This window comes from Streptomyces sp. TG1A-60 (assembly GCF_037201975.1).
Taxonomy (GTDB): domain Bacteria; phylum Actinomycetota; class Actinomycetes; order Streptomycetales; family Streptomycetaceae; genus Streptomyces.
This window is the reverse complement of record NZ_CP147520.1, coordinates 6,972,845-6,996,778: the sequence shown is the minus strand read 5'-3', so window position 1 is coordinate 6,996,778 and position 23,934 is coordinate 6,972,845. Positions and strand designations below refer to the sequence as shown.

17 protein-coding genes, 1 rRNA gene and 1 pseudogene are annotated in these 23,934 nt (G+C 69.9%); 11 read left to right on the top strand and 8 right to left on the bottom strand.

Features of this window, described 5'->3' with window-relative positions:
- Positions 1–46: 46 nt before the first annotated feature.
- Positions 47–1,575, bottom strand: a 16S ribosomal RNA gene (locus WBG99_RS30670).
- A 570-nt stretch (positions 1,576–2,145) separates the two neighbouring features.
- On the opposite strand from WBG99_RS30670, the gene WBG99_RS30665 reads away from it, so the two are divergent.
- On the top strand, positions 2,146–2,595 hold the full coding sequence (locus tag WBG99_RS30665) for a PTS glucose transporter subunit IIA (RefSeq protein WP_338899430.1): 450 nt from the start codon (positions 2,146–2,148) through the stop codon (positions 2,593–2,595).
- Positions 2,596–2,672: 77 nt separating this feature from the next.
- Positions 2,673–4,343, top strand: a complete 1,671-nt coding sequence (gene ptsP / locus WBG99_RS30660) for a phosphoenolpyruvate--protein phosphotransferase (RefSeq protein WP_338899429.1) — start codon at positions 2,673–2,675, stop codon at positions 4,341–4,343.
- Positions 4,344–4,404: 61 nt separating this feature from the next.
- Here the strand turns inward: ptsP and WBG99_RS30655 are convergent, their stop codons facing one another.
- Complete coding sequence (locus WBG99_RS30655) at positions 4,405–5,307, bottom strand: hypothetical protein (protein ID WP_338899428.1); 903 nt, start codon at positions 5,305–5,307, stop codon at positions 4,405–4,407.
- A 79-nt stretch (positions 5,308–5,386) separates the two neighbouring features.
- Positions 5,387–7,354 (bottom strand): acetoacetate--CoA ligase, encoded by a 1,968-nt coding sequence (locus WBG99_RS30650; protein WP_338899427.1) that lies wholly within the window; start codon positions 7,352–7,354, stop codon positions 5,387–5,389.
- A gap of 209 nt (positions 7,355–7,563) precedes the next feature.
- Here WBG99_RS30650 and WBG99_RS30645 point away from each other — a divergent pair, with 209 nt between their 5' ends.
- Complete coding sequence (locus WBG99_RS30645) at positions 7,564–9,930, top strand: TIM-barrel domain-containing protein (RefSeq protein WP_338899426.1); 2,367 nt, start codon at positions 7,564–7,566, stop codon at positions 9,928–9,930.
- 30 nt (positions 9,931–9,960) lie between these two features.
- Here WBG99_RS30645 and WBG99_RS30640 read toward each other — a convergent pair whose 3' ends face one another.
- The gene (locus tag WBG99_RS30640; protein ID WP_338899425.1) at positions 9,961–10,497 is read right to left on the bottom strand and encodes an NUDIX domain-containing protein; all 537 of its coding nucleotides are present in this window, start codon (positions 10,495–10,497) and stop codon (positions 9,961–9,963) included.
- A gap of 258 nt (positions 10,498–10,755) precedes the next feature.
- On the opposite strand from WBG99_RS30640, the gene WBG99_RS30635 reads away from it, so the two are divergent.
- The 4 genes from WBG99_RS30635 (at position 10,756) to glpK (ending at position 15,087) form a co-directional block, all read left to right on the top strand.
- On the top strand, positions 10,756–11,181 hold the full coding sequence (locus WBG99_RS30635) for a zinc ribbon domain-containing protein (RefSeq protein ID WP_338900534.1): 426 nt from the start codon (positions 10,756–10,758) through the stop codon (positions 11,179–11,181).
- Positions 11,178–12,368 (top strand): lipid-transfer protein, encoded by a 1,191-nt coding sequence (locus WBG99_RS30630; RefSeq protein WP_338900533.1) that lies wholly within the window; start codon positions 11,178–11,180, stop codon positions 12,366–12,368. Before WBG99_RS30635 ends, WBG99_RS30630 begins: the two co-directional genes overlap by 4 nt.
- Before the next feature lie 382 nt (positions 12,369–12,750).
- Positions 12,751–13,536: an MIP/aquaporin family protein gene (locus tag WBG99_RS30625; RefSeq protein ID WP_338899424.1), complete on the top strand. Its 786-nt coding sequence runs from the start codon at positions 12,751–12,753 to the stop codon at positions 13,534–13,536.
- Between the two features lie 30 nt (positions 13,537–13,566).
- Positions 13,567–15,087 (top strand): glycerol kinase GlpK, encoded by a 1,521-nt coding sequence (glpK, locus tag WBG99_RS30620; protein ID WP_338899423.1) that lies wholly within the window; start codon positions 13,567–13,569, stop codon positions 15,085–15,087.
- A gap of 53 nt (positions 15,088–15,140) precedes the next feature.
- On the opposite strand, the gene WBG99_RS30615 is transcribed toward glpK, so the two are convergent.
- From WBG99_RS30615 to WBG99_RS30600, 4 genes are read right to left on the bottom strand one after another with little or no spacing between them, the layout of a single operon-like run.
- The gene (locus tag WBG99_RS30615; protein WP_338900532.1) at positions 15,141–15,746 is read right to left on the bottom strand and encodes an ATP/GTP-binding protein; all 606 of its coding nucleotides are present in this window, start codon (positions 15,744–15,746) and stop codon (positions 15,141–15,143) included.
- Positions 15,747–15,802: 56 nt separating this feature from the next.
- Entirely contained in the window at positions 15,803–16,198 is a 396-nt protein-coding gene (locus WBG99_RS30610) for a DUF742 domain-containing protein (protein WP_338899422.1), read from the bottom strand.
- Positions 16,199–16,207: 9 nt separating this feature from the next.
- Positions 16,208–16,645 (bottom strand): roadblock/LC7 domain-containing protein, encoded by a 438-nt coding sequence (locus WBG99_RS30605; protein ID WP_338899421.1) that lies wholly within the window; start codon positions 16,643–16,645, stop codon positions 16,208–16,210.
- The gene (locus WBG99_RS30600; RefSeq protein WP_338899420.1) at positions 16,642–19,515 is read right to left on the bottom strand and encodes a nitrate- and nitrite sensing domain-containing protein; all 2,874 of its coding nucleotides are present in this window, start codon (positions 19,513–19,515) and stop codon (positions 16,642–16,644) included. The genes WBG99_RS30605 and WBG99_RS30600 overlap by 4 nt, the downstream gene beginning before the upstream one ends.
- 419 nt (positions 19,516–19,934) lie before the next feature.
- Between WBG99_RS30600 and WBG99_RS30595 the strand changes: the two genes are divergently transcribed.
- The 4 genes and pseudogenes from WBG99_RS30595 (at position 19,935) to WBG99_RS30580 (ending at position 23,838) form a co-directional block, all read left to right on the top strand.
- Complete coding sequence (locus WBG99_RS30595) at positions 19,935–20,486, top strand: hypothetical protein (protein WP_338900531.1); 552 nt, start codon at positions 19,935–19,937, stop codon at positions 20,484–20,486.
- A gap of 156 nt (positions 20,487–20,642) precedes the next feature.
- Positions 20,643–20,955, top strand: a pseudogene (locus WBG99_RS30590) (SRPBCC family protein); the annotation flags it as partial.
- A gap of 244 nt (positions 20,956–21,199) precedes the next feature.
- Positions 21,200–22,738, top strand: a complete 1,539-nt coding sequence (locus tag WBG99_RS30585; protein ID WP_338899418.1) for a GMC oxidoreductase — start codon at positions 21,200–21,202, stop codon at positions 22,736–22,738.
- Positions 22,738–23,838: a glycine betaine/L-proline ABC transporter ATP-binding protein gene (locus WBG99_RS30580; RefSeq protein ID WP_338899417.1), complete on the top strand. Its 1,101-nt coding sequence runs from the start codon at positions 22,738–22,740 to the stop codon at positions 23,836–23,838. Before WBG99_RS30585 ends, WBG99_RS30580 begins: the two co-directional genes overlap by 1 nt.
- The last annotated feature ends 96 nt before the right edge of the window (positions 23,839–23,934 follow it).

The following is a 23,934-nucleotide window of genomic DNA, read 5'->3' as shown; positions in this document are numbered from 1 at the left end:
TGTCCTGGCCTCTGACCAGCCGAAGCCGGTAAGAAGTGCTCCTTAGAAAGGAGGTGATCCAGCCGCACCTTCCGGTACGGCTACCTTGTTACGACTTCGTCCCAATCGCCAGTCCCACCTTCGACAGCTCCCTCCCCACAAGGGGGTTGGGCCACCGGCTTCGGGTGTTACCGACTTTCGTGACGTGACGGGCGGTGTGTACAAGGCCCGGGAACGTATTCACCGCAGCACTGCTGATCTGCGATTACTAGCAACTCCGACTTCATGGGGTCGAGTTGCAGACCCCAATCCGAACTGAGACAGGCTTTTTGAGATTCGCTCCGCCTTACGGCCTCGCAGCTCATTGTACCTGCCATTGTAGCACGTGTGCAGCCCAAGACATAAGGGGCATGATGACTTGACGTCGTCCCCACCTTCCTCCGAGTTGACCCCGGCAGTCTCCTGTGAGTCCCCATCACCCCGAAAGGCATGCTGGCAACACAGAACAAGGGTTGCGCTCGTTGCGGGACTTAACCCAACATCTCACGACACGAGCTGACGACAGCCATGCACCACCTGTACACCGACCACAAGGGGGCGACCATCTCTGGCCGTTTCCGGTGTATGTCAAGCCTTGGTAAGGTTCTTCGCGTTGCGTCGAATTAAGCCACATGCTCCGCTGCTTGTGCGGGCCCCCGTCAATTCCTTTGAGTTTTAGCCTTGCGGCCGTACTCCCCAGGCGGGGAACTTAATGCGTTAGCTGCGGCACCGACGACGTGGAATGTCGCCAACACCTAGTTCCCACCGTTTACGGCGTGGACTACCAGGGTATCTAATCCTGTTCGCTCCCCACGCTTTCGCTCCTCAGCGTCAGTAATGGCCCAGAGATCCGCCTTCGCCACCGGTGTTCCTCCTGATATCTGCGCATTTCACCGCTACACCAGGAATTCCGATCTCCCCTACCACACTCTAGTCTGCCCGTATCGAATGCAGACCCGGGGTTAAGCCCCGGGCTTTCACATCCGACGCGACAGACCGCCTACGAGCTCTTTACGCCCAATAATTCCGGACAACGCTCGCGCCCTACGTATTACCGCGGCTGCTGGCACGTAGTTAGCCGGCGCTTCTTCTGCAGGTACCGTCACTTGCGCTTCTTCCCTGCTGAAAGAGGTTTACAACCCGAAGGCCGTCATCCCTCACGCGGCGTCGCTGCATCAGGCTTTCGCCCATTGTGCAATATTCCCCACTGCTGCCTCCCGTAGGAGTCTGGGCCGTGTCTCAGTCCCAGTGTGGCCGGTCGCCCTCTCAGGCCGGCTACCCGTCGTCGCCTTGGTGAGCCATTACCTCACCAACAAGCTGATAGGCCGCGGGCTCATCCTTCACCGCCGGAGCTTTCCACACCGAGGAGATGCCTCCCGGTGTCGTATCCGGTATTAGACCCCGTTTCCAGGGCTTGTCCCAGAGTGAAGGGCAGATTGCCCACGTGTTACTCACCCGTTCGCCACTAATCCCCACCGAAGTGGTTCATCGTTCGACTTGCATGTGTTAAGCACGCCGCCAGCGTTCGTCCTGAGCCAGGATCAAACTCTCCGTGAATGTGTACCCGTAATCGGGTGCAACACCACGAGAGCGGAACAGTCAGGCGGAATAAGCCCGACCGTTCACAGCGTCCTCGCTGTGTTTGTTTCAAAGGAACCTCGCCCCGACCGAAACCGGCCAGGAACGGGGTATCAACATATCTGGCGTTGATTTTTGGCACGCTGTTGAGTTCTCAAGGAACGGACGCTTCCTTTGTACTCACCCAAACCAACCGGCTCAGGCTTTCCTTCGGGCGCTTCCCTTCGGTCTTACGTTTCCCACTCTATCAGTGTTTTTCCGACTCTCTGACCATGCTTCCGTAGGCATACCGAAGCGGACCCGAGATAGGATCTGACAAGTTGGGTGCTGCTGGACCAAGGCGCTCAGTTGCGCCGCTCGGCCTCGAGCAGGGTGACGACTGTACAGCGGTCCCGCGAGCGCGTGCAAATCGATGACGTGCCGCCCGACGGCTGCCAACCCGTACGTCTCATGCGGAACCGGCAGTTCATATGACATACGCTGCTCCGCAGTGTGCCGTCTGGGACAGGCAGTGGCGGCCATATGAATCTCCACCCCTGGGAGGGTCCCATGACCACCGTGACGTCCCCTCTTGCGGGACGGGCCATCGGAATGGCCGCCGTACCGGACCCGGTCTTCTCGGGCGCGATGGTCGGTCCCGGCACGGCGATCGACCCCGTGCGTGAGGCAGGGGAAGCTGTCGCCCCCGTGGACGGGGTCATCGTCTCTCTGCACCCGCACGCGTTCGTCGTGGTCGACGGTGAGGGGCACGGGGTACTGACGCATCTCGGTATCGACACCGTGCAGCTCAACGGCGACGGCTTCGAGCTGCTCGTCAGCAAGGGCGACACCGTACGGCGCGGGCAGGCCGTGGTGCGCTGGAACCCCGCAGCCGTCGAGGCCACGGGCAAGTCCCCGGTCTGCCCCGTCGTGGCACTGGAGGCCACAGCCGATTCGCTCTCCGGTCTCCGCGAGGACGGCGATGTGAAGGCGGGCGACGCGCTCTTCGGTTGGCGGTGACGCCGGGGCCGTACCGGACCGCAAGTTCCACAACCACCGCGGCGGCGGGACCCGCCGCACTATCGGAGACAGGTGAGATGGAGACAACGCTGCGAGGCGTCGGTGTGAGCCACGGTGTGGCGATCGGCGAGGTTCGGCACATGGGAACGGCGGTTCTGGAGCCGCCCGCCAAGCAGATCCCGGCGGAGGACGCGGAGCGCGAACAGGGGCGCGCCCGCAAGGCCGTGGACGCGGTGGCCGCCGATCTGATGGCACGCGGCAACCTGGCCGGGGGTGAGGCCCAGGCCGTGCTGGAGGCCCAGGCCCTCATGGCCCAGGACCCCGAGTTGATGGCGGACGTGGAGCGACGTATCGCCGTGGGGAGCACGGCGGAGCGTGCGGTCTACGACGCGTTCGCCGCGTACCGCGCTCTGCTGGCGGGGGCCGGCGAGTACCTCGCGGGCCGGGTGGCCGACCTCGACGACGTGCGGAATCGTATCGTCGCCCGGCTGCTCGGGGTTCCCATGCCGGGTGTGCCGGACAGTGACGAGCCGTACGTGCTCATCGCGCGTGACCTGGCGCCTGCGGACACGGCGCTGCTCGACCCGACGCTCGTCCTCGGATTTGTCACCGAGGAGGGTGGGCCGACCAGTCACAGCGCGATTCTGGCGCGGGCGCTCGGGGTGCCGGCCGTGGTCGCGCTGCCGGGGGCCGGGGAACTGGTTGAGGGCACGGTGATCGCCGTGGACGGCAGCACCGGTGAGATCTTCGTGAACCCGACGGCGGAGAAGAAGGCCGAGCTGGAGGCCGCCGCGGCGGCGCGCAAGGCAGCGCTGGCCGCGTCGAGCGGGCCGGGGGCGACCTCCGACGGGCACAAGGTGCCGCTGCTGGCCAACGTGGGTGGTCCCGCTGATGTGCCGGCGGCCGTGGAGGTCGGGGCCGAGGGTGTCGGTCTGTTCCGTACCGAGTTCCTCTTCCTGGACGACAGCAAGGCGGCGCCGTCGGAGGAGAAGCAGGTCGAGGCGTACCGGAAGGTGCTGGAGGCCTTCCCCGAGGGGCGTGTGGTCGTGCGAGTGCTTGACGCCGGCGCCGACAAGCCGCTGGATTTCCTGACGCCTGCCGATGAGCCGAACCCGGCGCTCGGTGTGCGCGGGCTGCGGACGCTGCTCGACCACCCCGAGGTGCTGCGGACGCAGCTGACGGCGCTAGCGAAGGCCTCCGAGGGTCTGCCGGTCTACCTTGAGGTCATGGCGCCGATGGTCGCGGACCGCACGGATGCCAAGGCGTTCGCCGACGCGTGCCGTGAGGCGGGGCTGCGGGCCGAGTTCGGCGCAATGGTGGAGATCCCGTCGGCGGCGCTGCGGGCACGGTCGATCCTGCAGGAGGTCGAGTTCCTGTCGCTGGGGACGAACGACCTCGCGCAGTACACGTTCGCGGCCGACCGGCAGGTGGGTGCGGTGTCCCGGCTGCAGGACCCGTGGCAGCCCGCGCTGCTCGACCTGGTCGCGCTGTCCGCCGAGGCGGCGAAGGCCGAGGGCAAGAGCTGTGGTGTGTGCGGTGAGGCGGCTTCGGACCCGCTGCTCGCGTGTGTGCTGACCGGTCTGGGTGTGACCTCCCTTTCCATGGGTGCGGCGTCGATACCGTATGTGCGGGCGGCTCTGGCGAAGTACACGCTGGCGCAGTGCGAGCGTGCCGCGGCTGCCGCGCGTGCGGCGGACACGGCCGAGGAGGCACGCGGCGCGGCGCAGGCGGTGCTGTCGGGCGAGTAGCGTCGCGGGGATCGGGCGGTGTCGAGGGGCGCTCACCTGTGGGTGGGCGCCCCTCGTCCGTTCAGTGGCTGTGTCCGTCCGTGGCCGGGCCACCGTGGTCGACGCCGAGGTCGGGTGGCGTGCAGTAGTCGACGCCGGACTCCGGGGAGACGAGGTTTCCGGACTCCATGTCCGTGCAGTAGGCGTCGAAGACCTCTCCTGCCGTGAGGGAGTCGAGGCCTTCGCCGCGCAGGCGCCAGCCGTAGACACGGTCGGTCGCGTCGGGGGCGGTAGTGCGCATGACGAGTCCGCAGGGACTTCGGGTGGCGATGCCGACGGCCAGAACCGTGGCGAACTCCAGGGCTTCGGACTCGTCGAGTTCGGTTGCTCCGTCGGCGCTCTGGTCGGCGTGGAGGACGGCGACCAAGGCTTGGGGTGTGGCCGAGACGCTGCAGACGAGGTGGCGTCGGCCCGGCCCGGCGGTGTCGAGGATGCGCCTGAGCAGCTGCATGGCGCGGGAGAAGGCCGCGCGTCCGATGTCCTCGCCGCAGGAGGCGCAGTCGCCGATCTGGGCAAGGAGCATGGTGGCGTACTCCCAGGTGGCGAGGCGGACGGCTGCGTCGATCAGTTCGGGGACGAGCTCGGTGAGGGGTTGTCCCTCGTACGGGACGACGGCGCCTGTGGTCGCGAGTTCGGCGGTGAAGCGGGTGCGGCTGGACGGGGTGTCCGGTTCGAGGCCGGTGCCGGCGCAGAACTCGGCGTACTCCTCGGGGTCGAAGAGGGCGACCGTGGTGTGGTTGCCCTGCGCGGCGAGTGTCCTCAGCAGGGCTTCGACCTGTCGGAGGTAGGTCGTGTGGTCGTCGAAGGTGAAGCTGCGGTAGCGCCGCATCGCGGTGAAGTCGTGTGCGTCGGCGAGCAGGCCGATGATGCCCGCGACTTCGCGACGCAGGACCCGGCGCATGCTCTGCTGGCTGGTGTCTGCCATGTTTCCCCCTGTGCGAGCAGCCGATCTATGATCACTCACAGTAATCGGAGCCACTGACAACGCCGGTCGCTCCGCGGGGTCAGGCTCGTTTACCGGCCAGGTTCTCGTAGAAGCGCAGGAGGTCGAGGTTGTCGATGGAGCCGGGGTTGACCGCTTTTTCCAAGGGGGTGCCCTGGAAGAGGCGTTTGACAGGGACCTCGATGCGTTTGCCGGTGAGGGTGTGCGGGACCCCGGGGACTTCGATGACCTCATCGGGGACGTGGCGTGGTGAGAGCTGTTCGCGGATGGTCTGTTTGACGCGGTTCAGGAGGGCCTCGTCGAGGGCGACTCCCGGGGCGAGTTGGACGAAGAGGGGCATCCAGTAGCCGCCGTCGGGCTGTTCGATGCCGATGACGAGGGATTCCTTGATCTCAGGGAGGCGTTCGACGGCTTCGTAGATGTCGGCCGAGCCCATGCGGACGCCCTGGCGGTTGAGCGTGGAGTCGGAGCGGCCGTGGATCACGACGGAGCCCCGGGAGGTGACGGTGATCCAGTCCCCGTGGCGCCATACGCCGGGGTAGGTGTCGAAGTAGCTGTCGTGGTAGCGGGTGCCGTCGGGGTCGTTCCAGAAGTGGACCGGCATGGACGGCATGGGGTTGGTGACGACGAGTTCGCCGACCTCGTCGATGAGCGGTGTGCCGCTGGGGCCCCAGGACTGGAGGTCGGTGCCGAGGCCGGGGGCCTGGAGTTCGCCGATGTGGACCGGGAGGGTGGGGACGGCCCCCGCGAAGCAGGAGCACACGTCGGTGCCGCCGCTGACGGAGGCGATCCAGAGGTCCTCGCGGACCTCGTCGTGGAGCCAGCGGAAGCCGTCGGGCGGGAGCGGTGAGCCCGTCGTGCCGACGCACTGGACGCGGGAGAGGTCGTAGTCGCGGCCGGGGTGGACGCCGGCCTTGCGGCAGGCCATGACGTAGGCGGCGGAGGTGCCGAAGAGGGTCGCTCCGGTGCGTTCGGCGACGCGCCACTGGGCACCGGTGTCGGGATGGCCGGGGCTGCCGTCGTAGAGGACGACGGTGGTGCCGGTGAGGAGGCCGGAGACGAGGAAGTTCCACATCATCCAGCCGGTGGAGGTGTACCAGAAGAAGCGGTCCTGGGGGCCGAGGTCGCAGTGCAGGCCGAGTTGTTTGAGGTGTTCGACCAGGATGCCGCCCTGGGACTGCACGATGGCCTTGGGCAGGCCGGTCGTGCCCGAGGAGTAGAGCACCCACAGGGGGTGGTCGAACGGGACCTGTTCGAAGGTGGGCGCGACGTCTGCGCAGGTCAGGGCCGACCACTCCAGGGCGCCCTCTGGAGCCTCGGTGCCGAGGACGGGGACGTGTACGACGGCGCGCAGGGTGGGCAGTTCACGGCGGAGTTCGGCGACGGTGTCGCGGCGGTCGTGCTCCTTGCCGCCGTAGCGGTAGCCGTCGACGGTGAACAGGACGACCGGTTCGACCTGTTGGAAGCGGTCGAGGACGCTGCGGGCGCCGAAGTCCGGGGCGCAGGAGGTCCAGACGGCGCCGACGGCTGCGGTGGCGAGGAGGGCGACGACGGCCTGGGGGATGTTCGGGAGGTAGGCGCTGACGCGGTCGCCCGGACGTACGCCGAGGGCGCGGAGTTCGGAGGCGAGGGAGCCGACCTGGCGACGCAGCTCGGACCAGGTCACCGGGTGGGGTTCGTGGGTCTCGTCGACGTGGAGCAGGGCGGGTTCGTCGGCGCGGGCGTCTGCCGCGCGGAGGGCGTGTTCGGCGTAGTTGAGGGTCGCTCCGGGAAACCACTCGGCGCCGGGCATCGCGTGATCGCCGAGCACGCGGGCGTAAGGGGTCGAGAACCGTACGTCGAACCACTCGGTCACGGCCTTCCAGAACGTCGCGAGCTCGTCGACGGACCAGCGGTGCAGGGCCGGGTATCCGCCGTCGGCCGGAGCTCCGTGGTGCTCGGCCGCCCAGGACTGGAATGCGGTGATCTGGGCGCGGGCGATGCGCTCTGGGTCGGGCTGCCAGAGCGGCGTGAGGTTCGCTGAGGTCATGGGTCGGCTCCCGGACTGCGCGTCGTGTGCGTGGTGCGCGCACGGGCGGGGGTGTGCGCGTACGCGGCTGACACGGACGATGCCATGTGATCGACTTCCGCACCAGGGTGCGCCGCGATGGCCGGCGACGTGAAGATGTCCCGCCACCACGGGTGAACGGAAGTTGAACGACCCACACGAACCCGCCGGTCGATGGCATGGTGAGCGGCATGAACGGTCGTGACCTGGTGCGTTGGGTGAAGTCGGTCGGTTCCGCGGGGACGGCTCAGGGGCTGCGCACCGTGCGGGCCGGGTGGCGCAGGAGGCGTGCCGACGCCGCCGGGCTGCCGGCGCGGGGCGCCGAGCGGGCACGGGTGCCGGGGCTGGTGCGGGACGTGGAGCGGGGGCCCGGCGGCGGGGTCGTCCGGTTCAGCCGGTCCGAGCTGCGGGTGACCGTCGATGTGAACGGAGCCGTCTTCTGGGGCTGGGACGGGGCTGGGCCGGAGCCGTCGTACGCGCTCGCGGGCCGGTGCCCGGAACCGGATCCGCGGGCCGTCCTGGAGCCGGACAAGGACGGCGGCTGGCGGGTCGTGGCCGAGCGGGTGACGGTCGTCGTGTCGCGGCACGGAGCGGTCGAGGTGCGTACGCCCGGTGGGGTGACTCTGCGGCGTGATCTGCCGCCGCGGTGGTGGGAGCCGGTCGGCGGGGGCGAGGCGCGGTGGGTGCAGCGCTCCGAGGTGGCGGCCGACGCGCGGTTCTTCGGTCTGGGCGGGCGGGCGGCCGGGCCCCGGCTGCGTGGCGGAACGTATCGGCTGTGGAACACGGATCCCGGTCGTCCGTTCGCGCCCGGCGACGACCCGTTGTACATCACGATGCCGGTGCAGCTGGTGGTGGCGGACGCGGCCACGCATCTGGTGTTCCACGACACCACGTGGGACGGCACGGTGACGCTGTGCGAAGGCGAGGAGGGCGCGGGGTCGGGGCACGACCGGGCCGGGACGTCGGAACTGCGGATGGACGGAGGCCCGCTGCGCTGCTGGGTGATGGTGGGCACTCCCCCGCGCGTGCTGCACGCGTGGGCCGCGCTCACGGGGGCTCCGGCGCTACCGCCCGCGTGGGCGCTCGGGCATCATCACGCGAGGTGGGGCTTCGGCAGCGAGCGGGAGGTGCGGCGGATCGTCGCCGGCTACCGGGAGCACGGTCTGCCGCTCGACGCGCTCCACTTGGACATCGACCACTACGACGCCCATCGGGTGTTCACGGTCGACGCGGAGAACTTTCCGAAGCTCCCGGATCTCGCCGACGAGCTGCGCCGCGACGGGATCCGGCTGGTGTCGATCGTCGACGCGGCGGTCGAGGCGGCGCCGGGCAACGCGGTGTACGACAGCGGTACGGCCGAGGACGTGTTCGTGCGGGACGCCTCCGGGCAGGTCGTGGAGGGTCTGGTGTGGCCCGGGGAGTCGGTGTTTCCGGACTTCACGCGTGCGCGTGCGCGCGCGTGGTGGGGCCGTCTCTACGGGGAGCGTCTGGCGCAGGGGTTCGCCGGGTTCTGGCACGACATGAACGAGCCGACGTCGTTCACGGCGTTCGGGGAGAACACGCTGCCCCGGTCGGTGCGGCACGATCTGGAGGGCCGGGGCGGTGATCACCGCGAGGCGCACAACGTGTACGCGCTGTGCATGGCCCGCGCCGGGTACGAGGGACTGCGCGAGCTGGCGCCCGAGGAGCGGCCGTTCGTCTTCTCGCGGTCCGGGTGGGCGGGTATGCAGCGTTACGGGGGAACGTGGTCGGGGGACGTGGCGACGGGCTGGCCCGGGCTGCGGGCGTCGTTGTCGCTGGTGTTGGGGCTCGGGCTGTGCGGGGTGCCGTACTCGGGTCCGGACGTGGGCGGGTTCGACGGGATTCCGTCGCCGGAGCTGTATCTGCGGTGGTTCCAGCTGGGGGCGTATCTGCCGCTGTTCCGTACGCACGCGAGTCTGCGGGCGGGGCGGCGGGAGCCGTGGGAGTTCGGGGGCGAGGTCGTCGAACACGCGCGCGTGGCGCTCGTCGAGCGGCGACGGCTGCTGCCGTACTTCGTGACGTTGGCCCATCTGGCGCGCCGTACGGGAGCGCCCTATGTGCGTCCGCTGTGGTGGGGCATGCCCGAGGACCGGGCCCTGCGGGACTGCGAGGACGCTTTCCTGCTGGGTGACTGTCTGCTGGTGGCGCCGGTGCTGGACCCGGGCGCGGACCGTCGGGCGGTGCGGTTGCCGCGGGGCCGGTGGTACGACACGGTGACCGGGCGGGCGTACGAGGGGCCGGGACAGGCCCTGCTGGAGGCGCCTGTGTCACGTATCCCGGTACTCGCGCGCGCGGGTGCCGTGTTGCCGGTCCAGGGTGCCGAGGGCGGCCTGGAGCTGGAGGTGTGGGCACCCGCGCGCGGGCGGACGGGAGGCGGGCTCGTCGTGCCGGACGCGGGCGACGGCTGGGACGAGCCGGAGGTCGAGCGGTACACGGCGCACTGGGAGGGGCGGCGTGTGGTCGTGGAGCGGGACGGGGACGAGGGCCCGGTCGAGCCTTCGTATCCCGTGCGGGTGCGCGGGCTCGACCGGGAGTGAGCCTGGCTTCGGCTCGGAGGAGGCTTCCGGTCAGACGTAGCGGCCGTCGAAGAACGCCTTTACGGCCAGGGTGTGCAGAGGGAAGGCGAGTTCGGTGGGGCGGTGCAGCAGGTGCCAGCCCTCCGTCTCGTCCGTGGCGGCGGGCGGCGGCAGATGGGCGGCCGGGCGCTCCGGGAGCAGCCCGAACAGGAGCAGGTGGCCGCCGGGTGAGCTCATGGCGTCGGCGAGTCGTACGTCGCGGTCGGCGGCGCAGATGCCCGTCTCCTCCTTGAGCTCACGGACGACGGCGTGCCGCCAGTCCTCCCGATGGTCGATGAAACCGCCGGGCAGGGCGACGCCCCCGCGCGCGGGGGCGATGGTCCGTGTGATCACGACGAGGGCCGTGCCCTTGGTGTCGTACACGGGCTGGAGGGCCACCGCCACGGGAAGCGGATTGCGGTAGGCCACGGTGTGACAGGCCGCGCAGGTGCGGGGCCAGCCGGAGACGCCCTCTCCGTAGGGCGCTCCGCAGCTCGAACAATGCGATTCCGGTGCGGAGTTGGCTGTTGGGTGTTGATTTGCGGACACGCGGCGGACTGTATCCGATCATCTGCTGATCGTCTTGTGCCGGGCGGCTTGATGCACCGCGTCGCCACGTGTGCGGAAGGGGTGAGGAACGGCCGGAACCACCCCCGTGGGCCCCGGCCGCTCCTCCTGATAGTCCGACGCCGGTCGAGGCTTCCTGGTTCTCCCGGGAGCTGCCCAATTCGAGCCCCCCGTGGCAAACTTCTGACGAGTCATCAGATTCCTTTGCGGGGAGGCGTTTTGTCGCGAAGTCGCGCACCCGTGGTCACCGGCTGGTTCACCGGGGAGGGCGAGGGGTTCCGTCTGCTCGGCACGCGCTGTTCGGCGTGCGCCTCGGTGTTCTTCCCGCGTGAGGACGTCCGCTGCCGCAACCCGGGCTGTCCCGGGGGCGCTCTGCCCGAGGTACCGCTGTCGCGGCGGGGCCGTGTCTGGTCGTACACCGATGGCCGGTACCGGCCTCCGTCACCCTACGTGTCCGATCCGGAACTTCCTTGGCGGCCGTACGCGTTGATCGCTGTGGAACTGGCCGCGGAACGTCTTGTGGTGCTGGGACAGGCGGTTCCCGGGGTCACCGTCGCCGACCTGGCGGTGGGCATGGAGGTGGAGGTCGTCCCCGGCGTGCTGAACGCGGACGCGAAGACGACCTGGACGACGTGGCACTGGCGGCCGACGGGGGTGACGGCATGACGGGCGAGGTGGCGGTGCTGGGCGCGGGCATGCACCCGTGGGGCAAGTGGGGAAGGAGTTTCGTCGAGTACGGGACGGTGGCCGCACGGGCCGCGCTGGCCGACGCGGGGGTCGATTGGCGGGACGTCGGCTCGATCGTCGGCGCGGACACGGTGCGTGGCGGCTATCCGGGATACGTGGCCGGGGCGACCTTCGCGAAGGCGCTGGGGTGGCAGGGGGCCCGGGTCACGAGTGTGTACGCGGCCTGCGCGTCCGGGGCGCAGGCGGTTGGCGCCGCGCGGGCCCAGATCCTCGCCGGACTCGCGGACGTGGTGCTCGTCGTGGGCGCGGACTCGGCTCCGAAGGGGTTCTTCCGGCCCGCCGGCGGGGATCGGGCCGACGATCCCGACTGGCTGCGGTTCCGGGTCCTCGGGGCGACCAATCCGACGTACTTCGGGCTGTACGCGCGACGGCGGATGGCGGTGCACGGGGACACGCCGGAGGATTTCGCGCGGGTCAAGGTGAAGAACAGCGCGGTGGGGGCTCTCAATCCGTACGCGCGGTACCGCGGGCGGGTCACCGCCGAGGAGGTCGCGGCCTCGGCCGTCGTCGCCGATCCGCTGCGGCTTCTGGACATCTGTGCGACCTCGGACGGAGGGGCGGCGCTGGTGCTGTCCACCATGGAGTTCGCGCGGCGGCACGGCGTGGCCGAACCCGTACGCATACGGGCGGTGTCCACGGTGACGCCCCGCTATCCCAACACGGTGCTCGATCTGCCGGACATCGCGACGGACTCGGCGGTCGCGGTGGCACCGCCGGATGAGAGTTTCCGGGCATCGATCGGGCGGGCCGCGTACGAGGAGGCGGGCATCGGGCCCGAGGACCTCTCCCTCGCCGAGGTCTACGACCTGTCCACGGCGCTGGAGTTGCAGTGGTACGAGGATCTGGGGCTCTGCGGCGAGGGCGAGGCCGCGAAGCTGCTGCGGGACGGTGTGACGGCGCTCGACGGGCACATGCCGGTGAACGTCAGCGGGGGGTTGGCCTCGTTCGGTGAGGCGGTTCCGGCGCAGGCGATCGCCCAGGTGTGCGAGCTGGTGTGGCAGTTGCGGGGTGCGGCGACGGACCGTCAGGTCGCGGGGGCCAAGGTCGGGATCAGCGCGAATCAGGGACTTTTCGGGCACGGGTCGGCGGTGATCGCGGTCCGGTGATCCTCGGGCAGGATCGGACGCGGCACCCGGCCCGGCTCGGCGCCCGCGCGGCGCCCTGTCCGGTACCGCGCGGGCGTGGACGCTCCGTGGCCGCCCCCAACCGATGCCGTCCGTGTTCTTGACGCCCCCAGGGCGTCGGTGAACACTTCCCGTGTCGGTCGGCATCGCCGCATTCGGGCATCTTTGTGCACTGCGCCGCTCGGGCTCCCCGCCCGCGTAACGGACCATCTCCCAGGGGCGATTCGGCTGCGACGACACGCTCGTCACAAACGCCGGGCGGGGCGCGGGACATTTCCCCGCCTTCGGCCGACGTAGCCATGGGAAACGCACCCTGCACGGGAGGTCCGGGTCCATCACCCCGGGCCGGGGCCTAGGAGCCGCCATGAGCAACGGAGACATACTCGTCGGCGAAGTCATCGGTACGGCGATCCTGATTCTGTTCGGCGCCGGTGTGTGCGCCGCCGTCACTCTCAGGTTCTCGAAGGCGAGGGCATCGGGCTGGATCGTCATCGCGTTCGGTTGGGGTTTCGGCGTGATGGCGGGCGCCTACACCGCCGCTCCCCTGTCCGGCGGGCACCTCAACCCGGCGGTGACACTCGGGATCGCGGTCGACAGCGGGGCATGGGGCAAGGTCTGGGTGTATCTGCTCGGCCAGATGGTCGGCGCGATGCTCGGCGCGGTCCTCGCCTACCTCGTCTATCTCGCGCAGTTCCAGGCGAACGTCCGCAAGGAGGGCACCACGGAGGGCACGGCGAACGAGCCGACACCGACCCTCGGCGTCTTCTCCACCATCCCGGAGATCCGGAACCCGGTCGCCAACCTGATCACGGAGATCATCGCGACGATCGCCCTGGTGCTGCCGATCCTGGCCTTCGGGCGGAACACGGGCATAGGCCTCGGCCAGATCCCCGGTGAACAGGCCGGGATCTACGGCTCCGGCATCTCGGTCCTGCTGGTGGCGTTCCTGGTCGTCGGTATCGGTCTCTCCCTCGGCGGGCCCACCGGCTACGCGATCAACCCGGCCCGTGACCTCGGGCCTCGCATCGTGCACACCTTCCTGCCGATCCCGAACAAGGGCACGTCCGACTGGGGTTACGCCTGGATCCCGGTCGTCGGCCCGCTGGCCGGCGGAGCCCTCGCGGGCCTCATCTACACCGCAGCCTTCTGACGCAACCGACGTAAGACGTGAGGGGATGTCATGCCGGACAACGCCCAGAAGTACGTCGCCGCCATCGACCAGGGCACCACTTCCAGCCGCTGCATGATCTTCGACCAGGGCGGCGCGATCGTCGCCGTCGACCAGCGGGAGCACCGCCAGATCTTCCCCAAGCCTGGCTGGGTGGAGCACGACGCCACCGAGATCTGGTCGAAGGTGCAGGCGGTGGTCGCCGGGGCGATCGCCAGGGCGGGCCTGCGGGCGGACCAGATCAGCGCGCTCGGCATCACCAACCAGCGCGAGACGACGGTCCTGTGGGACCGCGCCACGGGCAAGCCCGTGCACAATGCGATCGTCTGGCAGGACACCCGTACCTCGGCGCTCTGCACCGAACTGGGCGGCCCGGACGGGCAGGATCGTTTCCGTGAGCAGACCGGTCTGCCGCTGGCCAGCTACTTCTCCGGCCCGAAGGCCACCTGGCTGCTCGACAACGTGCCAGGGCTCAGGGCCCGTGCCGAGCGCGGCGAGATCGCCTTCGGCACGATCGACTCCTGGCTGATCTGGAACCTGACCGGCGGCACGGACGGCGGACAGCACGTCACCGATGTCACCAACGCCGGGCGCACCATGCTGATGAACCTGGAGAGCCTCCAGTGGGACGCCTCGATCCTCTCGGCGATGAACGTCCCGGAGGCGATTCTTCCGGAGATCAGGTCCTCCGCCGAGGTGTACGGCACCGCCGTGGGCCACCTCGCGGGCGTCCCCGTCGCGTCGGCGCTGGGCGATCAGCAGGCGGCGGTGTTCGGGCAGGCCTGCTACGACGTGGGCGCCGCGAAGAACACCTACGGCACCGGCAGCTTCCTGCTACTCAACACCGGGAACCGGCCCGTGCCGTCGAAGAGCGGGCTGCTGACGACCATGGGGTACAAGATCGGCGGTGAGGCGCCGGTGTACTGCCTGGAGGGCTCGATCGCGATCACGGGCGCTCTGGTGCAGTGGTTCCGCGACCAGCTCGGCATCATCCGTACCGCCGACGAGATCGAGCCCCTGGCGGCGAGTGTCGACGACAACGGCGGGGCGTACATCGTGCCCGCCTTCTCCGGCCTGTTCGCCCCCTACTGGCGCTCCGACGCGCGCGGTGTGGTCACCGGGCTGACGCGGTACGTCACGAGGGCGCATCTCGCGCGCGCGGTGCTGGAGGCGACGAGCTGGCAGACGCGTGAGGTCGTGGACGCCATGTTCCAGGACTCCGGGGTGCACATCACGACCCTGAAGGTCGACGGCGGCATGACGGGAAACAGCCTGCTGATGCAGCATCAGGCGGACGTTCTGGACGTGCCGGTGATCCGGCCGAAGGTCTCCGAGACGACCTGCCTGGGCGCCGCGTACGCGGCCGGGCTCGCGACCGGGGTGTGGAACGACCTCGACGAGTTGAAGTCGCACTGGCAGAAGGACGTCGAGTGGACGCCGGCCATGGAGGCCTCCGTGCGTGACCGCGAGTATCACAACTGGCGCAAGGCGGTGGAGAAGAGCTTGGGCTGGCACGTGGACGACATGAACTGAGTGCGGGGCCGACGCGCGCGGGTCGACCCCGGGACCGGGGTACGGGCCGTGCCTCAGGTGCCGACGCTCTGGCGGTGCTCCGCCGCGTACGCCATCGCGTGCCGGACGACGGCGACGAGCACGTCCTTGACCGAGTCCCGCTGGCGCGCGTCACACAGGACGACCGGCACCCCGGGGTCGAGGTCGAGCGCCTGGCGGACGGTCTCGGCCGGGTAACGCGCGGCGTCTTCGAAGCAGTTGACGCCGATCACGAAGGGGATGGAGCGCCGCTCGAAGTAGTCGACGGCGGCGAAACAGTCCTCCAGACGGCGGGTGTCGGCGAGCACCACGGCGCCGAGGGCACCGGAGGCGAGTTCGTCCCAGAGGAACCAGAAGCGGTCCTGGCCGGGGGTGCCGAACAGGTACAGGACCAGGTCCTCACGCAGGGTGATGCGTCCGAAGTCCATGGCGACGGTGGTGGTCGTCTTGTTCTCCACACCGCTCGTGTCGTCGACCGGGCGGCCCGCCTCGGTGAGCACCTCCTCGGTGCGCAGCGGCTTGATCTCGCTGACCGCGCCGACGCAGGTCGTCTTGCCCACACCGAAGCCGCCGGCCACGAGGATCTTGAGCGTGACGGGCTCGACCGGAGGTTTGCCGCGCTCAGAGCGCCCGAGGATCATCGGTCTCTTCTCCTGCTGATGGTTGTCTGTCACGTGTCCGCTCCGCTCCACGCTGCTCAGAGCGCCCGGAGGCCGTTGATCACGTCGCGCAGAATGCTCTCGTCCACCAGCTCGGCCGGCGGCACGGGACGTGTCACATGGACGAGTTCCTCGTCCACGAGATCTCCCACGAGAACGCGGACCACTCCGACCGGCAGGTCCAGGTCGGCGGCGAGTTCGGCGACCGACTGAGGGTTGTCGCGGCAGAGTACGACGATACGGACGTGCTCAGGGGAGAGGGAGTGGTCCTCCTCCGGGTCGCCGACGTGCGGCTCCGTGAGGACCACGGCGATCAGGTCGAGGCGGTGCTGGATCGCGTGGTTGGTCCGGCCGCGCGTCATCGCGTACGGACGGACCACTGGTCCGGCCTCGTCGTCGAACCAGTGGCTTCTTCCCTGACCGTCTCGGCTCATGCCATCCCACTACCCGCCCGTGGGCGCATCGGTGCGCGGGGCGGAGCCCAGGTGCACGCCGACCCGCTTGACCAGGAGGGTCATCTCGTAGGCGACCTGGCCGATGTCCGCGTCGGCGTCCGCGAGGACGGCGAGGCAGCTGCCGTCGCCGGCAGCCGTGACGAAGAGGAAGGCCTCGTCGAGTTCGACGACGGTCTGGCGCACGCTGCCCGCCTCGAAGTGCCGGCCGACGCCCTTGGCGAGGCTGTGGAAGCCGGAGGAGACGGCGGCCAGGTGCTCGCTGTCCTCTCTGGTGAGGTCCGCGGAGACGCCCGTGGGCAGTCCGTCACTGGAGAGCACGAGCGCCTTGCGGATGCTGGCGACGCGCTCCACCAGATCGTCCAGGAGCCAGTTCAGCTCCCCGGACGTGCCGGTCGCGGTGGGCCCTTCGGCCTTCGGTGCGGTCATCGACCGTCCCCCTTAGTCGTTCCTCGTGGTGCTGAGACGTCCTGGGCGTCATCGCCCTCGGCGTTCTCCTCGCGGCCGCGCCGCCAACCCCGTTGGAGCGAGGCCATGCGGCTGCGTACTTCGTCGGCGTCGCGTTCGGCGGGCTCCGGGCTCCGCTCGGGGTGGGACCCCCCGCGTTGGGCACGCCTCTCCGGGCCCGCCTTCAACTGCGGTGCGAGGCTGGCCTGTCGGACGCGACGTGGCAGCGGGCTCGCAGCTGATTCTGCCTGGTCGCTCGCCGTGTCCGTGCGCGGGGCGGTCTCATCAGTGCCGTACTGCGAGGTCGTCGGGGCCGTCCCACCGGGCAGGCCCGTGCGTCGGCGCTGGGGCAGGTCGGGGGCCTCGGGCCCGCCGAGCTGCTGGGCCCCGGCGCGGTGCGCGCCCGGGAAGAGCGCGGGTCCGGTGCGGTCGGCTGCGGGGTCGGCCGGCGGTTCGGCACGGTCGCCGCGCAGCGCGGTGAACGGGCGGGTGTCGTCAAGAGGGTCCGTGCCCGCCGCGCGGCCTTCGGCAGCCTCGTCGTCCGCTGACCGGGGCCTGGACCCGGTCACGGAACGGCCGTGCGAGCTGACGAGATGCGGGGTCCGGCGCTGCGGCAGCGGTACGGGGCCGACCGTCGGGTCCGGGTCGCTGAGGGGGATCTGCTGCCCTTCGCCGTCGGCCGCCGGCTGCTGCTGTTCGTCGGCGACGCCGGTGAGGGTGCGGCGCGGCCGGAACAGCCCGCCCCGGCCGCCGTTCCCGTCGCGGGTGCCGGGAAAGCCGTCCAGGGTCTCCAGGTCGACCGGTGCCTCCAGCTCCACCGGGCCGTCCAGGATGGCGGCGGAGAGCCCGGGGAGCCGTACCGGGACCTGGGAGAGCGCCGCGTTGCGCTCCTGCTCCAGCTCGGCCTCCCGGGTGGGGTGGGCACGGTCGAGGCGGAAGCCGATGCCGTTGGTGTCGGGGACGTCGTCGGTGAGCAGGGCGTCGGGGATGAAGACCACGGCCGTCGTACCTCCGTACGGCGACGGCTGGAGGGAGACGCGGACCTTCTGCCGCTGGGCGAGCCGGCTGACCACGAAGAGACCGAGCCGGTCGGTGTCGGAGAGCTCGAAGTCGGGGGTCTCGGCGAGCTTCAGGTTGGCGTCGAGGAGCGCCTCGGCGGACATACCGAGACCTCGGTCGTGGATCTCCAGGGTGAAGCCGTTGGCGACGCGCTCGCCGAGCACCTGCACGGCGGTGTGCGGGGGCGAGAACACCGTGGCGTTCTCCAGGAGTTCGGCCACGAGGTGGGTGAGGTCGGCGACGGCGGGGCCCGTCACGGCGACCCGGGGCAGCCGTCGGACCTCGATGCGCTCGTAGTCCTCGACCTCGGCGACGGCCGCGCGGACGACGTCCATGAGCTGGATCGGCTTGCGCCACTGCCGGGACGGGGCTGCGCCGGAGAGGATGACCAGGCCCTCGGCGTGCCGGCGCATACGGGTCGTCAGGTGGTCGAGGCGGAACAGGTCGGCGAGCTCGTCGGTGTCCTCGGTCCGGCGCTCCATCGTGTCGAGGAGGGTGAGCTGCTTGTGGAGCAGGACCTGGCTGCGGCGGGCGAGGTTGACGAAGACCTCGGAGATGCCGCTGCGGAGTTCGGACTGCTTGACGGCGGCTTCGACGGCGGCCCGTTGCAGGGTGTTGAGCGCCTGGCTGACCTCGCCGATCTCGTTCTTGTCGTACTCCAGGTGCGGTACTTCGGTCTCCACGTCGACCTGTTCGCCCGCGGCGAGCCGGCGCATCACACTGGGCAGCCGCACTCCGGCGGTCTCGTGGGCCTCCTGGCGGAGCCTGCGCAGGTCGCGGATGAGGACGCGGCCGATGCGCACGGACATGAAGAGCGAGACGAGCAGGGCGAAGAGGCCGAGGACGCCGGAGACGGCGGCCCTGAGGATGACGCTCGTTGCCAGGGGCTGGACACGCTCCTGATAGCGGTCGCCCGCCTCGATGCCGAGGTCGCGGAGGTCGGAGAGCACCGGTTCCACCGCGGCGTCCCAGCTCTTGGCGGTGACGCCGCTGGGCTTGCCGGGGCCGGAGGCGACGACGGCCTCTTCGGCCGAGCGCAGGGGCGCGGTGCTCGCGTTCTTCCAGTAGCTCCTGAAGCGTTCCCGCTCGGGGGCGGGCAGCTGCGGCAGGCTGATCTCGTACATCAGGGTGCGCTGGGCGACGAGGTCGGAGACGTCGCGGATCTCGTCCCGGGTGATCTTGTCCGCGACGAGCACGGAGCTGAGCAGGGCGTCCTCGCGGGAGAGGAGTTCGCGGGCGCGCATGACGTTGATCAGGGCGCGGCCCTGCTTGTCCATCTCGACGCTGTCGAGGGCGGGGAGGTTGGACACCAGGGTGAAGCAGGGGTCGACGAGGTCGTTGTAGTGGCCGAGGGCCTCGGGGACGGTGACGGTGCCGTCCCCGACGCTCGTGCGCAGGGACGGCAGGCCGTCGAGGGCGTCCACGATCGCCGTGAGCCGCCGCGAGGTGGCCTCACCCATCTCCTCCCGCAGCTCGGAGTCCAGGGCGTGCGCACGGAACTCGTCGACGGCGGCGTCGGTGGCGGACCAGCTGCGTTCGAGGGCCGTGACCGCCCCGGAGGCCCGCGGATCGGCGAGATAGACGAGGGTCTGGCGGCGTTCCTGCTGGAGCACACGGATGGTGTCCTCGGTGGGGAAGCCGATCTCCTCGACGACGTCCGCCGCCCTGAAGAGATCGCTCGCCTCACGGCCCGTCAGCACCATGGCGAACGCCCAGACACCGGTCAGAGCCACCAGGGGCACGAGCAGCAGCGCCACGATCTTCCGGCGGATCGATTTCCCGCGAAAGCGCATGGCCTCCCCCAGCTCGGCCCCCGCCCGACCCCGGGGGCACACATGTGCGTCAACAAACGGCGTGAGCCTACTACCGACACACCCGTATCCCGAAGAGCAGGTCGGACGCACTCCTCACCCACGGCGAACCAGACAGGGGGAGTTGTCCGTCGATTGGGGGAGATTGCCTCCCCCTGTCAGGCGCGTGAACCCATCGCATCCCGCCGATGAAGACAGCCAGTTGGCCGGATTTCTTCGGTCGGCGGGAATCTTCGGCGTACCTCAATCGTCTTTCTGTACGGGAATTGGGGGCGGAATGGGCCGCAGATCCCGCATGCCGCTCTCAGGCGGCGTAATCCGGAGGAAGTCGGGCACCAGTGGGGGGCGGGTCTCAGGATCCGGTGTCAATTGGTCCACCGGCGGTGGGGAGTGACGAGTTGATGGGCACGGCGGAGCGGCGCGCAGCGCCCGGGGACGGTGCGGTGGCGCCCGAGGTGACGTCGGGGGGCGCGAAGGCGCCGGAGTGCGGCCTCCTGACGGGTGCGCGGGTCGCGGTGAAGGAACGGAAGCCGTCCGCGCGGGGTGACGAGGAGCGGGTGCGTCACCGGCCGTTGTGGATCGAGGAGCCGTCGCGCAGGCGACGGCTGCCCGACCCGGTGCGGACGGCGGCGGTGCGCGCGGTCCTCATCATCGCGGTGACACTGATCCAGGCGATGGTGGCCGTCCTGTGCACCCTGGCCGGCTCCTGGCTGGCGTTCCCCATGGTGCTGAGCAGCGTGGCGAGCACGATCGCGGCGACCTGGGGCGCCCTCGACGTCTGGGTGACCCGGCAGGTGTGGAACCAGCGCAACGGCGTGGTCTCGGCCCCCAGCAGCACGGCGCGCTTGCTGCGGCGTGAGCGGCGCCGGGCCCGCCGTGAGACACGGGCGGCGGAGCGTACACGGGAGCGGATACGCCGGCGGGGTGGCGCGGGGCGGCTGTCGCACCCGTAGCACGGCCGGACGGGTCGCTGTGGAGTACGGCTCGTCACTCCGCCCGGCTCGTCAGCCGGTCGCCGGCTCGACCTCGCTGGCCGTCGGTTCCCTCTCCTCTTCGTGCGGGCCGGTTCGCGTCCGGCCCGCACGAGGGGCCAGGGCGGTCGAGGAACCCAGGACCGCCGTTACTACGGCATCACGGTGAAGCCGACGGTGTTCATCAGCCTCGTACCGGACCACGTCATCCCGCACCGCACGTTCCCGCTCGCCGCGGACCCCATGGTCGTGGAGGGCGACCGGCTGTACACGCCGGAGGTCGTGGCGTCCCGGGGCGAATGTGACGAAGTCGGTGGAACTGTTCCACCGGGTTAACATTCAGGACTTCGAGGCATGCGAACGTACACAGCCAGCGATGGCATCGCGTGCGTACCGCGACGGTGGCGTGCCGGTGCCGACCGCGCATCACATCGGGGTCTTTCACGAGTGACTGATGCGGCAACTCGGCGAGGGCGGCAGCACACCTGCGTGACGGACACCACTTCACATCCACGCGACGGGGCTCTCATCCCAGAAGAGCGCCGCGACCATGTGAAGCACACCACATCGGGCAGATTATATGAATGGCTCAAAGTGATCGGGGCATGTGCTCCACCTCATGTCAGGTCAAACAGTCTGATCGGGCATGAGCGACCGGGACACGCCCGGTACGCACGACAAGGAGCTGGGACCTCATGTCCGACCAGGAGACATACGACTACGTGGTCGTGGGCGGCGGCACGGCCGGATCGGTCGTCGCATCGCGTCTCACCGAGGATGCGGAGGTGAGTGTCGCCGTCATCGAAGGTGGCCCGTCCGACGTGGACCGGTCCGACGTGCTCACCCTGAGGCGCTGGCTCGGCCTGCTCGGCGGCGAACTGGACTACGACTATCCGACGACGCCCCAGCCACGCGGAAACTCCCACATCCGGCACAGCCGGGCCCGCGTTCTCGGCGGCTGTTCCTCCCACAACACCCTGATCAGTTTCAAGCCGCTGCCCTCGGACTGGGCGGAGTGGGTCGAGGCGGGCGCCGAGGGCTGGGACGCCCCTGCCATGGACGCGCACTACGACCGGTTGCTGAACAACATCGTCGCCGTGGACGAGAAGGACCGGAACGCCATCGCCCGTGACTTCGTGGACGCGGCGCAGCGGGCCACCGGAGTGCCGCGTGTGGAGGGCTTCAACGACGAGCCCTTCCACGAGGGCGTGGGCTTCTTCGACCTCGCCTATCATCCGGCGGACAACAAGAGGTCCTCCGCCTCGGTGGCGTACCTGCACCCCTTCCTGGACCGGCCCAACCTCCGGCTGATGCTGGAGACGTGGGCGTTCGGCCTGGACATCGACGGTGACCGGGTCTCGGGTGTGCGGGTGCGCGCGGCCGACGGCACGGAGAAGACCGTCCGCGCCGCGCGCGAGGTGGTCCTCTGTGCGGGTGCCGTCGACACCCCGCGGCTGCTGCTGCACTCGGGCGTCGGCCCCAAGCAGGACCTGGAGGCCCTCGGGATCCCGGTGGTGCACGATCTGCCGGGCATCGGCGAGAACCTGCTCGACCACCCCGAGTCGGTGATCGTGTGGGAGACCCACGGGCCCCTGCCGGAGAACTCCGCGATGGACTCCGACGCCGGTCTGTTCGTGCGACGGGACCCCGAATCACCCGGCCCCGACCTGATGTTCCACTTCTACCAGATCCCGTTCACCGACAATCCGGAGCGGCTGGGCTACGAGAAGCCGCCGTACGGAGTGTCGATGACACCCAACATCCCCAAGCCCCGTAGCCGCGGCCGGCTCTACCTCACCAGCGCCGACCCGTCCGTCAAACCGGCTTTGGACTTCCGGTACTTCACGGACGAGGACGACTACGACGGCCGGACCCTCGTCGACGGCATCCGCATCGCCCGCGAGATCGCCAAGACCGAGCCACTCGCCTCCTGGCTGAAGCGGGAGGTCTGCCCCGGGCCGGAGGTGACCGGCGACGAGGAGCTGAGCGAGTACGCGCGCAAGGTGGCCCACACCGTGTACCACCCGGCCGGCACCTGCCGGATCGGTGCCGTCGACGACCCGCTCGCCGTGGTCGGCCCCGATCTGACCGTGCGCGGCCTGGGCGGCGTCCGTATCGCCGACGCCTCCGTCTTTCCGACCATCACCGCCGTCAACCCGATGATCGGCGTCCTGATGGTGGGCGAGAAATGCGCAGACCTGCTCACCCGGCCGACCACGGGAGACGATGCCTGATGTCCACCACCCTCACCGAAAAGACCCCACAGGACGAGACCGGCGGCGACGCCCCCGTCTTCTCAGTGCACAAGCTCTGGAAGGTCTTCGGTCCGAAGGCCGAACGCGTCCCCGGCAGCGAACTGGCGGACCTCCCGGCCGACGAGCTCCGCCGCCGCACCGGGTGCACGGTCGCCGTGCGTGACGTCTCCTTCGACGTGCGCAAGGGCGAGGTGTTCGTCGTCATGGGCCTGTCGGGCTCCGGCAAGTCCACGCTGGTCCGATGTCTGACCCGGCTCATCGAACCGACCTCCGGCGGCTTGGAGATCGATGGCGAGGACGTGCTCGCCATGGACCGCAACCGGCTGCGCGAACTGCGCCGCCACCGGGCGGCCATGGTCTTCCAGCACTTCGGGCTGCTGCCGCACCGCTCCGTGCTCGACAACGTGGCCTACGGGCTGGAGATCCAGGGTGTCGGCAAGCTCGACCGCCGCGCCCAGGCCATGAAGATGGTCGCCAAGGTCGGCCTCGCGGGCATGGAGCACCGCCGCCCCACCCAGCTCTCCGGTGGCCAGCAGCAGCGCGTGGGCCTGGCCCGCGCCCTCGCGGTCGACCCCGAGGTGCTGCTGTTCGACGAGCCGTTCAGCGCGCTCGACCCGCTGATCCGGCGCGACATGCAGGAGGAGGTCATCCGCCTGCACCGTGAGGAGGGCCGCACCATGCTCTTCATCACGCACGACCTCCAGGAGGCGCTGAAGCTCGGCGACCGCATCGCGCTGATGCGCGACGGCAGGATCGTGCAGTGCGGCACCCCGGAGGAGATCGTCGCCGCCCCCGCCGACGACTATGTGCGGGACTTCGTGCGCGACGTGCCGCGCGAGCAGGTCATCACCGCCCGCAGGGCGATGCGCCCCGCGCGCGAGGGCGAGGCGGACAACGGGCCCGAGGTCACTCCGGCGTGCACCGTCGCCACCGCCATCGAGGCCGTCGCACGCGGTGGCGCCCCGGCCCGGGTGATGGACGGGAGCAGGCTGCTCGGCGTCGTCGACCACGAGCGGCTGCTCGCCGTGGTCGCCGGGATCGACGCCCCGGACGAGGCGAAGGCGGGGACCGCCGCATGAGTCACACCACACCTGCCCCCGCGGGTACCTCCGCGACACCTGCCCGGTTCGGGGAGTGCGGAGGGTCCTGCCCCTCCGTGCGGGACCTCGTGTCCG